Here is a 12,874-nt window from a genome sequence, read left to right as displayed (position 1 = left end):
CGGCGCCGACGCCCCGCGCCCCCCTTCGGCACATCCCGTCCGGCGACGGGCGTCCGGCCGCTCAGGCCCGGCGCGCGCGGTAGGCGCGCATCTTGCTGCGCGCGCCGCAGACGGACATCGAGCACCAGCGGCGGCGCCCCGCGGGGCTGCGGTCGTAGTACGCCCACTGGCAGGTCTCCGCCTCGCACGCCTTCAGCCGCTGCCAACTGCCGTCCAGCGAGGCCCGCGCGACCGACTCCGCCACGCGCGGGAGCAGGCCGTCCGCCGTCGCCGCGATCATCGCCGCGCCGCGCGGATCCACCACGACCCGCAGGGCCACGTCCGCGAGCAGCGCGTCCAGCGCATACGCCGTGCCCTGTCCCGCGTGGGCGAGACAGGCCGCCCGCAGCGCCTCCCGCAGGAGCTTCGCCGCCGGGACGTCCGCCGCCGTGAGGCCGAACGGGCGCCTGCCCTCCGCCGTGTCGAGGGTGTCGGTGCCGTCCTCGACGTCGCGGGTGTTCACCAGGCCCTGGATCAGCTGCAGTCCCTCGGGGGCGGAGGGTCGGTCGTTCATGCTTGCGACGCTACCTCGTTACCTGTTGAATGGGGTTACCGGTAACAGCTCCGCAAGGGGCACCAGCGAGGTGACCGCGCACGAGGCACGCGCGAGGGAGGCACCCGCGTGGGGTGCTCGCGCAAGAACCAGCCGCGTGCGAGATCCCGCGCCCCGGAGCAACAGCGCCACACGTAACAGTCGGCCCGTCAGCTGCCCGGAGGTATCCCGTCATGGCCATCGCCACCGCCCGCACCGTCGTCCTCGACGCACCCGACCCCGTCGCGCTCGCCGGCTTCTACGCGCAGATCATCGGCGGGGAGGTCAAGGACAACGGGGAGGGATGGGTCGACCTGGAGGGCGCGTCCGAGACCCTGCTGTCGTTCCAGGCCGCGCCCGGCCTCGTACCGCCCGCGTGGCCGTCGGCGGAGCATTCCCAGCAGTTCCATCTCGACTTCACCGTCGCCGACCTGGACGCCGCCGAGAAGGAAGTGCTGCGGATCGGGGCCGTCGCGCTGGACGCCGAGGACCGGGAGCGCAGCTTCCGTGTCTACCGGGACCCCGCGGGCCACCCGTTCTGCCTCTGCGCCTGCTGAGCCGCGGTGCGCGAACTCCTCGACACGGCCGGTGGCGGGTCCTGCCTCAGAGGGCCCCGCCCCGCACGGCCACCACGAACTCCCGCCAGGCGCCGGCCCCGAAGACCATCACACCGGCATCCCGGTCCTTGGTGTCCCGCAGCGCCTGCCGCCCGGACCTGAGCACGCCGCGTTCGACGCAGCCGTTGTCGCTGCCGCTGTATGTGCTCTTGTGCCACACAGCGCCGTCGAATTCGTCGCGCTTCGCCATCACATTCAACTGCCCTAGGTCAGATCGCGGATGTACCGCTGCGAGGCGGAAGGCGACAGGGCCACTGCCGTGAACTCGTCCCACACGCGGTCATAGTCCTGCACGTCCTGCCGCTGTTCCAACAAACTACCACCGGTCATGTGCTCCAACCAGGCAACATCCAGCGGTGGTTCACCGCGCAGGGAGAACAGTGTGAACGGCGTGTACTGCTCGGGAGCGAGCCTCGCGTCGATCGGAAGGATCTGGAGCTGGACGTTGCTCCGCGTGCTCATGTCGAGCAGGTGCTCCAACTGCTCGCGCACGAGGCCCCGCGTCCCCGCGATGCGGTGAAGGGCGGTCGCGTCGATGATGGCGCGCAGCCTGAACGACAGGTGCGATTCCAGAAGGGCTCTGCGCCGAAGACGCGTCTCCACCAGCCTCTCCGCCTTCTCAGCGGGGTGCCGGGCCTCGAAGATCCGCCGCATGTACGCCTCTGTCTGCAACAGCCCCGGAATCACCGACTGGTTGTATTCGCGCACCAGCTCCGAGTCCGATTCCAGTGTCAGATAGTCGCGCAGGGTGTCGTGCAACAGCGGCCCCTGACTGCTCCACCAGTCGACCTTGTGGATCTCCTTGGCCAGACGCTTGATGTTGGCGATGAGAGTCTCGTCCTCAACGCCGTACAGCTCCATGAGGATCGAGAGATCGAGCGGCCTGATCCCCCGCCGCCCGGTCTCGATCTGCGAGATCTTGGGCTGCCCGCACATCAACTTCGACGCCGCGTCCTGGACTTTGAGCCCTGCGGCAAGGCGCAGGCGCTTCAATTCGCCGCCGAGTCGCCTGCTCCTCATGGTGGGCATGTCGTTCTGAGCCATGGCCACAGCCTGGCGCCCACCCCTCAGCATGTACAGATGCCATCGACCAAGTCAGCCATAAGAGTTAAAAGCCTTAGGCATACTTGCCTTAGCAGCGCATGGCGCGACACCATCCCCCCATCACGCGACGGGCCCGCACGGCACCGCCGCCCATGACAACTCCCGCTGCGACGCGCAGCGGTGATGGAGGTGCCATGTTGAGCCCCGACCCGCACGACACCGAACACGAGATGCGCAGGAGCTACGCCCTGTCCCCCGAGCAACTGCGCGGCATTCGCGGTGAGATCGCGGAGACGCTGTTCGCCTGGGGATATGGATGCGTCTGCGACGACGTCGTCCTCGTCGCGTCCGAGTTACTGACCAACGTCTGCGACTACACGAGTGGCTGCTGCGATCTCGTCCGGCGCGCGCACGACGGCCGGATCCACCTCACCGTCACCGACACGGAGATGACGGTCCCGTCCCGGATCAAGGACCCCTGGCAAGGGGGTCAGGGCTGGGGCCTCGCCATCGTCGACGCGCTCACGGACCAGCGCCTGACGGTGATCACCCGAAGGGGCAAGAACGTGTGCTGCTCGATCGAAGCACCCGGCCGCCCGGCCTCGACCGCACGCATTCCCGCGCCGCAGGGGCCGGCACTCCGCTAGCTTCGACGACATGGCCGACGAGATCTTCACGCATGCCCGACTCGCCGCGATCTACGACCCGCTCGACCCCGATCGTGGTGACCTGGTCCCCTACCTCGGCCTCGCGCACCGGCTGGGGGCGCGACGGGTGCTGGACATCGGCTGCGGTACGGGCGTGTTCGCGCTCCTCCTGGCGGAACGCGGGATCGATGTCGTCGGCGTCGACCCCGCGCGGGCGTCCCTCGACGTGGCCCGCGCCAAACCGGGCGCAGAACGGGTGCGCTGGCGGTGCGGGTACGCGACGGAGCTGGGACCACTGGCCGTCGACCTGGCCACGATGACGGCGAACGTGGCGCAGGCGATCGTCGACCGGGACGCCTGGGAGGACACGCTCCGGGGCGCGCACGACGCGCTGCGACCGGGTGGACACCTGGTGTTCGAGACGCGCGTCCCGTCGCGCCGTGCGTGGGAGGAGTGGAACCGCGGGGCCTCCTACCGCGAGACGGAGGTTCCGGGCGTCGGCACGGTGACGAGCTGGGTCGATGTGACGTCTCTGGACGGGCCGTTGGTCACGTTCCGCTGGACCTACGTGTTCGCCGAGGACGGGCAGGTACTGACGTCCGATACGACACTGCGCTTCAGGGAGCGCCCCGAGGTCGAAGCGGACCTGGCCGAAGGTGGCTTCGAACTGGTGGACGTGCGCGGGGCACCGGACCGTCCTGGCCGGGAGTTCGTCTTCGTCGCCCGCAGGCCCGCAGGCTGATCACGTCCGCAGGGCACGCCACAGACCCGGCGCGGTGAAGGCGGCGACCAGGGTCATCGAGCCGAGCACCGCCGTGCCCGCGCCCGAGATGCCGGTCGAGCCCATGAGGACCGCCGCGCCGCCCAGCGTCAGCAGGCACATGGTTCCCTGGACGACGGCGAGCATGCCGGTGCGGCCCTGGACGCGCAGGACGCCGATGTAGAGCTCCACGATCACCCGGGGCAGCGTGGCGAGTGCCAGCAGGCGCAGGACCGTGGTGCCGTGGGACGCGTACGTACCGCCGAAGGGGGTGAGCACCAGCGGGGCGAACAGCACGATCACAAGGACGACGGGCACCAGCAGCACGGTCATCCGGCGCAGGGCGCCGCGCACACCGGCGGCGAGCGCGCCCGGGTGGTAAGAGGCGTGCGCGGTCAGCGACGAGGCCATGTTGATGGCCATGAACTCCATGGTGCCGCCCACGGTGTAGGCGGCGTAGAAGAACGCGTTGTGCGCCGCGTCGAACCGTACCGCCACCATCACGGGCAGCAGGTTGATCATCGCCAGGCTGAACAGCGAGCCGACCGAGTCGCCCGCCATGAAGCGTCCGATGTCCGCGTACCGCAGCGGCGCGCGTTCGCGCTGTTCCAGGGCCTGGCGGGGGATCAGCCTGCGCAGGACCAGCCAGCCCAAGGGCAGCAGGGAGAGCGCGATCGCCGCCGCCCAGGAGACGAACACACCGAGGACCGGCAGCGCCGCCGCGAACACCGCCAGCAGGACGAGCTTCCCGACGGAGAAGACCGCGTTGCCGACCGGCACCCAGAAGGACTTCCGCAGTCCGGTCAACACCCCTTCCTGCAGGGTGAGCAGGGCCCAGGCGACGCAGGCCGCCGTGAAGACGAGGCCGGGCACGAGGCCGCCGAGCGGCGCGTACGAGTCCCCCCACCGGCGCAGTGTCGCCAGGAACACCAGCGAGGCCGCGCACACCACGACCGAGCTGAGCCCGTACACCCGCCACACCAGCCGTCCGGTGCCGCGCCCGGCGCGCGGCACGTACCGGACCACCGCGCCGATCATGGTGGTGGCGGTGATCGACGCGATGAGCCTCATCGCGGCGATGGCGGCCGAGCCCTGGCCGACAGCGTCCTCGGTGTAGTAGCGCGCGGCGACCACCCAGAAGGCGAGCCCGAGCAGCGCCGAGACACCCGTCGACAGCATCAGCGCGTAGGCGTTGCGGAACATCGAGTTCGCGTCCGCGTCCGGCCCGGCGGCCGTTCGCGCGCCGGTGGCCGGGAGGTCGGGGAGCCCTGTCGTGTCAGCCACCGGTGCCGCCGCCCAGGGGCGGCTGAACTGGCGTGACGGGCAGCGCCGCCAGGATGCCCAGGACCTCGTCCGCCCTGCAGGGGTCCACCGGCAGGGCGTGGCGGGCGAACCACGCCGCCGCCCCCGGCCGGGGCGACGGGTCGGTGAACGTCTCGCCCGCGTACGCGTCGAGCGGCGGGTCGTAGAGGTATCCGACGGTGATCCGGTGACGCGCCAGCGCCTCGATCGCGGCGTCCCGGTCCGACACCAGCAGCGGTACGCGGAAGAGGGGCTGGGTCTTGGCCGGTTCGGTGCCGAGGAGCTTCGCCGTGCCGGCCGTGTGCCGCGCGAGCCTCGCGTCGAGCCGCTCCAGCAGCCGCCCCGTGCGCCGCAGCCGCACGGGGCCGGGGGTGATCCGGTACGGGTGCATGTCCACGCGCACCCACGATTCGAGCGGGCCGAGCCCCGGCACGGCGGATGCCCCCACCGCGCGCCCCAACTCGGCGGCCCGCAGCGGCATGCGGATCTCCTCGCGCTCCTCGGCGCCGAGGAGCCGCAGCGCCGCGCGGGCCGCGCCCACCAGTCGCATCCCCCGGACCCCGGCCTCCGCGTACGGGCGGATCGCGTACAGCGCCTCCGACGCGAATCTGGCCGGTTTCAGCAACTCGTCCCTCAGAGCGGTCAGTTCGTCACGCAGTCCGGGGTCCGCGAAGGCCAGGAAGCCGCCCGTCTTCGCCCCCACGTGCTTCGAGAGGCTGAACACGGACGCGTCGCCCACCGCGCCCACCGCCTGCCCGTCAGCGTGCGTGCTGCCGATCGCGTGCGCCGCGTCCTCGATCAGCGGGATGCCCGCCGTGGCGCACCGGGCACGCAGCTCGGGCGCCGGGTCGGGGTTCCCGTACAGGTTGGTGGTGATGACGGCGGACAGTCCGCGCCAGGTCTCCTCCGGCACGGCGCTCACGTCGATCGACCCGTCGAGCGGGCTCAACGGCGCCTGCACCGGGCGCAGTCCGGCCGCGAGCACGACGAAGAAGATGACGTCGTCGTTGACCGGAGACATCAGTACGCGCCCGCCGGGCGGGCACCAGTGCCGCAGCGCCACGTACAGACCGAGCCTGCACGACGGTGTGTACAGGCACTCTCTGCCCAGACGCCGGCTCATCAGCGCTTCGAGTGCCGCGCTGCCCTCCGGACGGCCGTCCCCACGGTCATTCCCGCGCGCCATGGCGTTCCCCCCTGCCCCCGGCGCTCAATGTGACCCATACCGGACGCCCCGTCAACAAGGCCTCGGCAGGAGCCGCTCACCCCCGGGGCCGGGATCCGCTATCCGGCCATGTGCGGGCGCTTGACGGCCCGGCCGACGATGACGGTCTCCGCGTACTCCACGCCGAGCTCACCGAGTTCCGCGCTGACGAAGCGGTAGAGATGGTCCAGGTCCCGCATCCACACGGCGGCGTGCAGGTTCGCGACGCCGGTCGTCGCGACGGCGCCGTGCACCGCCGGGTGCCCGGCGAGGGCCCGGCCCACGGCGTCGAGCCGCCCCGGGGCAACGCGCATCCAGATGTTCGCGTCGATGGCGAGGCCCAGCCTCGCCGGGTCCACGACCACCTGCGTCCGGGGGAGCCCGCGCGTCCCGAGCCGCGCGATCCTGCGCCGTACGGTCGACTCGGGCAGGCCCGTGCGCGCGGCGACTTCAGCCGCCGGCGCCCGCACGTCCCGCAGGAGTTCGGTGAGCACCACCTCGTCGGTCGGGTCCGCGGGGGCGGCCGGTCCGCCGGCGGCCGGGGTGAGGGCCTGGTGGGAGTCGTAGCCGGCGGGCGGTGTCAGGGCCGCGCGTTCCTGCGGCGTCAGGACGTCGTGGCGCCACTCGGGCGCCTCGCGGAACGCGTGCAGCGCGGTCGCCGCCGTCACGTCCGTCACCGCCTGCGTGGACGGCAGTTGGCGGAAGACCAGCCGGTCCCGGCTGCCGGGCCGGGTCCAGGCCACCGCGCTGATCTCGTCCCCCGACGCGGACAGGTCGATCAGCGGGATGTCGTCGCGGGCGGCGAGCGCCGAGGTGATCGTGTCGATCCTGCCGCGCAGCACCTTGATCCGCAGCAGCAGGACGGAGCCGGCGCCCGCCGGGCGGGGCGGCAGCGCGACGACGCGGGCCACCCCCTCGTCCGCGAGCGACCGCCACCGGCGCCGTACGGTGCGGGCCGACATGCCGAGGACCCGGCCCGCCTGTTCGGCGGTGAGGCGGCCGTCGCACTGCAGTGCCGCAATCAGCCGCTGGTCAGTCTGATCGAGTACCTCTTCGCTCACATCATGGGCCATGAGTCGCATTTTCGCTCATTCATGCTCCTACGGACGGCCACCGGGCGCCCTGCCCGGCCGAGGATGGAAACACACCGGCCCGCCGCGCGGGGCGGAGCCGCCGCACGCCGCTCAGGGAGGAAGAACGATGGGACGCAGGGACATCACGCAGACCCGCAGGACCGACAGGACGGACGGGACCGCCAGGGCCGGTGGGGCCGCCAGGGCCGGTGGGGCCGCTCCGCTCGCCTCGTACGGGGAGCTGCTGCCCGCCCTCGCCACCGCGGTCCGCGAGACCGGCGCGCTGCTGCGGAGTGCCGGGGTACCGCCCCGCCTCGCGACCCTCGACGCGATGCGCGCCGCCTTCGAGGAGGCCGAGGCGCCGCTGCTGGCGGAGCTGCACCGGCATCTCGACCCGCTGCGGCCAGGAGCGGTCTGGCTCGACGAGTTCCCTGACGGCGTCCCGCCGACGGGCGACTTCTGGTCGGTCGACCCGCTGGACGGCCTGGTCCAGTACGTGCAGGGCCTGCCGCAGTTCTGCGTCAGCGTGGCCCTCGTCCGGGACGGGGAGGCCGTCGTGGCCGCCCTGCACTCGCCCCTGACCGGCGAGACGTACCTCACCGCGAAGGGCGGCGGTGCCACGCTCGACGGGCGGCCCGTCGTCCCGTCCGCCAAGAGTGACCCGGCGATCGCCGTGACCGCCACCAGCCACCCGCCGTTCCCCGCCACCCAGCCGGAGGCCGCTCGGCTGGCGGGGGCCAGTCTCGGGGCTGTCCTCCCGCACGTCGCCGCCGTGCGCAATCTCGGGCCCACGTCCTGGCAGATCGCGGACACGGGTTCGGGCCGCCTCGACGCCTTCTGGGAGTACGGCGACGACCTCGGCAACCTGCTCGCGGGCGCGCTCGTCGCCCGCGAGGCCGGTGCGGTCGTCACGGACGCCGCGGGGCGGCCCTGGCACAGCGGGGCGGACAGCTTCCTCGCGGCGGCGCCGGGCCTGCACGGCACGCTGGTGGATCTTCTCGGCGGCCGGTGACGCGCGCGGCCGGACGGTGGCCCGGCGTCGACGGGCCCCGGCAGGCGCGTCACGCGCCGCCGACGCTCCCACGGCCGGTTCACCGCCCGGACCCGGTTGGTTCACCGCCCGGCCCGCGCGGCCTGCCGCAGGTGCGGCCCGCCGGACAACACCGCGTCGCCCACCGAACAGCACGGTGCCCCGCCCACCGGGAGGCCCGGCGGGCGGGGCACCGTGTGCCGCTGTCGTCCTCGGTCAGTGCCACGGCCGTCCGCCCGGCCCCGCGCCGGCACCGCCGGCGAGCGGGTGCCGTCAGCGGCGGCCGACCGGCCGGGCCGGTCATTCCTCCAGCGTGAGCCCCTTGCGCAGCTTCACCAGCGTCCGCGACAGCAGCCGCGACACGTGCATCTGCGAGATGCCGAGTTCGTCGCCGATCTCGGACTGCGTCATGTTGGCGACGAAGCGGAGCGAGAGGATCTGCCGGTCCCGGTGCGGGAGGCCCGCGATCAGCGGCTTGAGCGACTCGATGTACTCGACGCCCTCGATGCTGTGGTCCTCGTAGCCGATCCGGTCCGCGAGGGTGGCCTCACCACCGCCGCCCTCGTCCTCCTCGGGCTGCGCGTCCAGCGAGCTGGCGGTGTACGCGTTGCTGGCCGTCATGCCCTCGACGACCTCTTCGCGCGTGAGGCCCAGGGCCTCGGCCAGTTCCCCCACGCTCGGGGCGCGGTCGAGGCGCTGCGCGAGCTCGTCACTGGTCTTGGCCAGGTCGAGGCGGAGCTCCTGCAGCCGGCGCGGCACCCGCACCGACCAGGACGTGTCACGGAAGAAGCGCTTGATCTCGCCGATGATCGTCGGCATCGCGAAGGTCGGGAACTCGACGCCCCGGCTCAGCTCGAACCGGTCGATCGACTTGATCAGGCCGATCGTGCCGACCTGGACGATGTCCTCCATGGGCTCGCTGCGCGTACGGAAGCGGGATGCCGCGAACTTCACCAGGGCGAGGTTGAGCTCGACCAGGGTGTTGCGCACATAGGCGTGTGCGTGGGTGCCCTCTTCCAGGGCTTCGAGGCGCGCGAAGAGCGTCTTCGACAGCACACGGGCGTTGACCGCGTCCATCTCGACGAGCACGTCCTGCGGCGGGATCCACGGCAGGTCCTCGGTGTCGGCGTAGTCGGCCGACGCGGGAAGGGGCTGGGTCTCGGGGGAGACGGCCTGGGCGGGGACCCCGGGGGTCGCCGCGTCGGGACCGTACACCTCGGATGTGACGTCGGCCACAGAAGGTTCGGGCGTTGATGCCGACGGCGCGATCGGGGTACGCGGTTCGTCGAGCCGGGGTGACATGGTCTCCTCCATCGTTCTCGGCACATGGCTGCCGATGCCGGTGCGCAGTGGCTGCGGCGTGCGGCGCCTCCCAGGCCGTGCCGTGTGTGGATGTGTCTTCCTCTAGCCCTACCTGCTGGGCATAGCCGGTTGCAAGTGTCAATTGTCCGATTTGCTATGCATTGTTGGGTACTTCGGCTACCCCGTCGCGCCTGAAAGGCGTAATGTTCGACCGGTGTCCGCGGTCGGCCTGGTGCCGCGGCGGACAGCGAATCCCCACAGGTCCCGCGTTTCATGACGGAGCGGCGCGACCTGCGCACGGCAAGCAACCACCAGACGGAAACGACGGCGAAAAGGGACTGGATGGACCCCCAGACGGTCGGCAGTACGAACCGGGGCCGACTCAGGGTCGAGGTTCGCACCGAGGGCCGCAGCGAGGTCGTGACGGCAGCCGGTGAGCTCGATCACCACACGGCCGAACTACTGCGTGCCCCGCTGGACGAAGCACTCGATCAGGGGCGGTCACGCCTGGTGATCGACTGCTCGCAGCTGGAGTTCTGCGACTCGACCGGACTCAACGTGCTGCTCGGCGCCCGCCTCAAGGCGGAGGCGGCCGGCGGCGGTGTCCACCTGGCCGCGATGCGGCCCGTGGTGGCCCGGGTCTTCGAGATCACCGGCGCGGAGGCTGTCTTCGGTGTGCACGCCTCGCTGCGCGACGCGCTCGCGGAGTGAGGGTGTCCCTCCAGGTCCCGGCAGGGTGCCGTGGCGGCGTCGCGTGTTGTGTCGCGACACGGGGTGTTGTCGCCACGCCTGCGGGCAGAAGAATCCCGCAGGCCGCACACATCTCTGTACTCACTCCCCGTGCGGCTCACATGCCCCTTCGGCGAATCGGTGAGGTGAAGCACTGATGAGCACCACCCGGCAGCCACCGCCGGGCGACCTCGGCCCCGAGCCGGACGCCGATCAGGTGCCCGTGACGGACGGCTCGAACCGCACGCTCACACTGGATGGAGCCAGCGGGGTCGTCCCGCTCGCCCGTGACTTCACCCGTCAGGCCCTCTACGACTGGGGCTGGCTGCCCGCGTCCACCACGGACGCGCGAGCCGCCGCGGAGGACGTACTGCTGGTCGTGTCGGAACTGGTCACCAACGCGTGCCTGCACGCGGAGGGCCCCGAGCGGCTGCGCGTCTCGACCGCCGCGAAGGTGCTGCGCCTTGAGGTCACCGACAGAGGAGCGGGCCAGCCCGCTCCTCGTACACCCCACCAGGCCGGGCGGCCCGGCGGGCACGGCATGTTCATCGTCCAGCGCCTCTGCCTCGACTGGGGCGTCCTGCGTACCCCCGGCACCGAGGGCAAGACGGTCTGGGCCGAACTGGCGGCACCCGCGTAACCCCCGGCACCCTCTGACGCGCGGCCCGTCCGCGCACCCCCCGTTCCGCGCGGCTTCCCGCCGCGCGGAACTTCTTCGTGCGTGCGGCGGGCGCGCGTGCACCCGTGCCGGGCCTCGGGCCTTCACGTTCGTGCCGAGGCTTCGTGGGCGTGCCGGGGCTTCGTCCGCGTGCCGAGGCTTCGTGGGCGTGCCGAGCCGGAGGTGTCCGCCGCCGATCGTATATATCCGGCGACGCGGGGAGGGCGTCCAACGAACGGGCGCAGGGCCGCAGGCAGGACCGCGGAGGCCGGGCCGGCCGAGGGAGCGGCCGGCCCGACGACCGTCAGTGGATCTCGCCCATCAGGTCCCGGACCCGGCGGCGGTACATCACGACGGCCAGGCCGGCGAGCGTCGCCAGAGCCGCTTCCATGGTCACGACACCCGTACCGCTGAGGTCCACCTTCGCGATCGAGAGCAGACCCGTCACCGAGTCGCCCGCGGTCACCGCGAGGAACCACACGCCCATCATCTGGCTCGCGTACTTCTCCGGCGCCATCTTCGTCGTCACGGACAGGCCCACCGGCGAGAGGCACAGCTCGCCGACCGTCTGGATCAGGTAGATCCCGACCAGCCACATCGGGCTGACGAGCGTCCCGTCGACCGCCATGAACAGCGGGATCAGGAAGAAGAAGAACGAGACGCCGATGAAGACGAGGCCGACCGAGAACTTCGTGACCGTGCTCGGTTCCTTGCCGCGCCGGTTCAGCCACAGCCAGAACCAGGCCAGGACGGGCGCGAGCGCCATGATGAAGACCGGGTTCAGCGACTGGTACCAGGAGGTCGGGAACGCCAGGCCGAGCACACTGTCGGACGCCTTGTCGGTGCCGAAGGCCTGGACCGTCGAACCGCCCTGGTCGTAGATCATCCAGAACACGGCGGCTGCCACGAAGAACCAGATGTACCCGGACATCTTGGTCTGCTCGCCTGTCGACAGGGCCTTGTCCCGCTTGATCCGCCACAGCACACCGGCCGGGATGACCAGCCCCGCGACGGTCAGCGGGATCATCGCCCAGTTCATGGTGAAGTGGCCGCTCAGCCCGATGACGGCGTACGCGACGACGGCGACGATCAGCCACAGCAGGCCCTTGCGCAGCCAGCTGGAGCGCTCCTCGCGGCTCAGCGGCTGGGGCACCTTGCTGCTCTCGGGGCTCAGGTGGCGGGTGCCGATCAGGAACTGGATGAGGCCGAGCGCCATGCCGACGGCCGCCAGGGCGAAGCCCAGGTGCCAGCTGTACTTCTCACCGACGGTGCCGATGGTCAGGGGGGCGAAGAAGGCACCGACGTTGATCCCCATGTAGAAGATCGTGAAGCCGCCGTCCCTGCGCGGGTCGTTCGGACCCTTGTACAGGTGGCCGACCATCGTCGAGATGTTGGCCTTGAGCAGGCCCGAGCCGAGCGCCACGAGGGCGAGGCCTATGAAGAACGTGCCCGACCCGGGCAGCGCCAGGGTCAGGTGCCCCACCATGATCGTGCCGGCGGCGACCGCCACCGTCCTGCGCGGGCTCCAGACCCGGTCGCCGAGCCAGCCGCCCGGCATCGCGAGCAGGTAGACGAGGGAGTTGTAGATCGAGTAGATCGCGGTGGCGGCGGCGAGGTCCATGCCCAGGCCACCGGCGTGCAGGCCCTTGGAGGCGTCCGGGCCGCCGGACAGCAGGTAGATCGTGAGCAGCGCCCGCATGCCGTAGAAGCTGAACCGCTCCCACATCTCGGTCATGAACAGGGTGGCCAGGCCGCGCGGGTGGCCGAAGAAGGTCTTGCCGTCGCCGGGTGGGCTGGGCGCGTCCTTCGTCAGAGTGGTCGCCATGGTGTTCCTTGCTCGTGGGGGCGTACCGGCCGTGGGGGGCCGCGCCGTGGGGGCCACGGGGTCCGTGGGTGACGGAGTCGTCCGTGGGGATGCCGCCCGCATACAAAAGAGA

The 12,874-nt window shown here is 71.6% G+C and carries 13 protein-coding genes and 1 pseudogene; 6 read left to right on the top strand and 8 right to left on the bottom strand.

Annotation, left to right across the window (positions count from 1 at the left end; all coding sequences use genetic code 11):
* Window positions 1-61: 61 nt before the first annotated feature.
* Window positions 62-553, bottom strand: coding sequence for a CGNR zinc finger domain-containing protein (locus OG310_RS21820; RefSeq protein WP_329457552.1), 492 nt, complete (start codon window positions 551-553; stop codon window positions 62-64).
* 212 nt (window positions 554-765) lie between these two features.
* Between OG310_RS21820 and OG310_RS21815 the strand changes: the two genes are divergently transcribed.
* Window positions 766-1,128, top strand: a complete 363-nt coding sequence (locus tag OG310_RS21815) for a VOC family protein (protein ID WP_329457551.1) — start codon at window positions 766-768, stop codon at window positions 1,126-1,128.
* A gap of 46 nt (window positions 1,129-1,174) precedes the next feature.
* On the opposite strand, the gene OG310_RS21810 is transcribed toward OG310_RS21815, so the two are convergent.
* Both OG310_RS21810 and OG310_RS21805 read right to left on the bottom strand, forming a co-directional pair.
* Window positions 1,175-1,378, bottom strand: coding sequence for a DUF397 domain-containing protein (locus OG310_RS21810; protein WP_329457550.1), 204 nt, complete (start codon window positions 1,376-1,378; stop codon window positions 1,175-1,177).
* Window positions 1,379-1,392: 14 nt separating this feature from the next.
* Entirely contained in the window at window positions 1,393-2,232 is an 840-nt protein-coding gene (locus tag OG310_RS21805; protein ID WP_329457549.1) for a helix-turn-helix domain-containing protein, read from the bottom strand.
* 194 nt (window positions 2,233-2,426) lie between these two features.
* Between OG310_RS21805 and OG310_RS21800 the strand changes: the two genes are divergently transcribed.
* Both OG310_RS21800 and OG310_RS21795 read left to right on the top strand, forming a co-directional pair.
* The gene (locus OG310_RS21800; protein ID WP_329457548.1) at window positions 2,427-2,879 is read left to right on the top strand and encodes an ATP-binding protein; all 453 of its coding nucleotides are present in this window, start codon (window positions 2,427-2,429) and stop codon (window positions 2,877-2,879) included.
* A gap of 10 nt (window positions 2,880-2,889) precedes the next feature.
* Window positions 2,890-3,621 (top strand): class I SAM-dependent methyltransferase, encoded by a 732-nt coding sequence (locus OG310_RS21795; RefSeq protein WP_329457547.1) that lies wholly within the window; start codon window positions 2,890-2,892, stop codon window positions 3,619-3,621.
* A 6-nt stretch (window positions 3,622-3,627) separates the two neighbouring features.
* Here OG310_RS21795 and OG310_RS21790 read toward each other — a convergent pair.
* The 3 genes and pseudogenes from OG310_RS21790 to OG310_RS21780 form a co-directional block, all read right to left on the bottom strand.
* Window positions 3,628-4,923, bottom strand: a pseudogene (locus tag OG310_RS21790) (lipopolysaccharide biosynthesis protein); the annotation flags it as partial.
* Window positions 4,916-6,064 (bottom strand): DegT/DnrJ/EryC1/StrS family aminotransferase, encoded by a 1,149-nt coding sequence (locus OG310_RS21785; RefSeq protein ID WP_329460308.1) that lies wholly within the window; start codon window positions 6,062-6,064, stop codon window positions 4,916-4,918. The gene OG310_RS21785 and the pseudogene OG310_RS21790, both read right to left, overlap by 8 nt.
* A 161-nt stretch (window positions 6,065-6,225) precedes the next feature.
* Window positions 6,226-7,218, bottom strand: a complete 993-nt coding sequence (locus tag OG310_RS21780) for an Lrp/AsnC family transcriptional regulator (protein ID WP_329457546.1) — start codon at window positions 7,216-7,218, stop codon at window positions 6,226-6,228.
* A gap of 127 nt (window positions 7,219-7,345) precedes the next feature.
* On the opposite strand from OG310_RS21780, the gene OG310_RS21775 reads away from it, so the two are divergent.
* A complete protein-coding gene (locus OG310_RS21775) occupies window positions 7,346-8,230 on the top strand; it encodes an inositol monophosphatase family protein (RefSeq protein ID WP_329457545.1) in 885 nt (294 codons plus the stop codon).
* Between the two features lie 318 nt (window positions 8,231-8,548).
* Here the strand turns inward: OG310_RS21775 and OG310_RS21770 are convergent, their stop codons facing one another.
* Window positions 8,549-9,562: an RNA polymerase sigma factor SigF gene (locus tag OG310_RS21770; RefSeq protein WP_329457544.1), complete on the bottom strand. Its 1,014-nt coding sequence runs from the start codon at window positions 9,560-9,562 to the stop codon at window positions 8,549-8,551.
* 330 nt (window positions 9,563-9,892) lie between these two features.
* On the opposite strand from OG310_RS21770, the gene OG310_RS21765 reads away from it, so the two are divergent.
* Both OG310_RS21765 and OG310_RS21760 read left to right on the top strand, forming a co-directional pair.
* Window positions 9,893-10,261, top strand: a complete 369-nt coding sequence (locus tag OG310_RS21765) for an STAS domain-containing protein (protein ID WP_329460307.1) — start codon at window positions 9,893-9,895, stop codon at window positions 10,259-10,261.
* Window positions 10,262-10,436: 175 nt separating this feature from the next.
* A complete protein-coding gene (locus OG310_RS21760) occupies window positions 10,437-10,919 on the top strand; it encodes an ATP-binding protein (RefSeq protein ID WP_329457543.1) in 483 nt (160 codons plus the stop codon).
* 322 nt (window positions 10,920-11,241) lie between these two features.
* Here OG310_RS21760 and OG310_RS21755 read toward each other — a convergent pair whose 3' ends face one another.
* A complete protein-coding gene (locus OG310_RS21755; RefSeq protein WP_329457542.1) occupies window positions 11,242-12,762 on the bottom strand; it encodes a peptide MFS transporter in 1,521 nt (506 codons plus the stop codon).
* Window positions 12,763-12,874 lie beyond the last annotated feature (112 nt).

Source organism: Streptomyces sp. NBC_01497 (assembly GCF_036250695.1).
Taxonomy (GTDB): domain Bacteria; phylum Actinomycetota; class Actinomycetes; order Streptomycetales; family Streptomycetaceae; genus Streptomyces.
The sequence above is the reverse complement of the archived record's forward strand: the minus strand, read 5'-3'. Positions and strand labels throughout refer to the sequence as shown.

What these genes read in the sequence shown, in the direction of transcription:
- OG310_RS21815 (WP_329457551.1), top strand. Translation starts at nt 766, where the DNA reads ATGGCCATCGCCACCGCCCGCACCGTCGTCCTCGACGCACCCGACCCC.
- OG310_RS21820 (WP_329457552.1), bottom strand. Translation starts at nt 553, where the DNA reads ATGAACGACCGACCCTCCGCCCCCGAGGGACTGCAGCTGATCCAGGGC.
- OG310_RS21770 (WP_329457544.1), bottom strand. Translation starts at nt 9,562, where the DNA reads ATGGAGGAGACCATGTCACCCCGGCTCGACGAACCGCGTACCCCGATC.
- OG310_RS21800 (WP_329457548.1), top strand. Translation starts at nt 2,427, where the DNA reads ATGTTGAGCCCCGACCCGCACGACACCGAACACGAGATGCGCAGGAGC.
- OG310_RS21765 (WP_329460307.1), top strand. Translation starts at nt 9,893, where the DNA reads ATGGACCCCCAGACGGTCGGCAGTACGAACCGGGGCCGACTCAGGGTC.
- OG310_RS21775 (WP_329457545.1), top strand. Translation starts at nt 7,346, where the DNA reads ATGGGACGCAGGGACATCACGCAGACCCGCAGGACCGACAGGACGGAC.
- OG310_RS21795 (WP_329457547.1), top strand. Translation starts at nt 2,890, where the DNA reads ATGGCCGACGAGATCTTCACGCATGCCCGACTCGCCGCGATCTACGAC.
- OG310_RS21785 (WP_329460308.1), bottom strand. Translation starts at nt 6,064, where the DNA reads ATGAGCCGGCGTCTGGGCAGAGAGTGCCTGTACACACCGTCGTGCAGG.
- OG310_RS21755 (WP_329457542.1), bottom strand. Translation starts at nt 12,762, where the DNA reads ATGGCGACCACTCTGACGAAGGACGCGCCCAGCCCACCCGGCGACGGC.
- OG310_RS21760 (WP_329457543.1), top strand. Translation starts at nt 10,437, where the DNA reads ATGAGCACCACCCGGCAGCCACCGCCGGGCGACCTCGGCCCCGAGCCG.
- OG310_RS21805 (WP_329457549.1), bottom strand. Translation starts at nt 2,232, where the DNA reads ATGGCTCAGAACGACATGCCCACCATGAGGAGCAGGCGACTCGGCGGC.
- OG310_RS21780 (WP_329457546.1), bottom strand. Translation starts at nt 7,218, where the DNA reads ATGGCCCATGATGTGAGCGAAGAGGTACTCGATCAGACTGACCAGCGG.
- OG310_RS21810 (WP_329457550.1), bottom strand. Translation starts at nt 1,378, where the DNA reads ATGGCGAAGCGCGACGAATTCGACGGCGCTGTGTGGCACAAGAGCACA.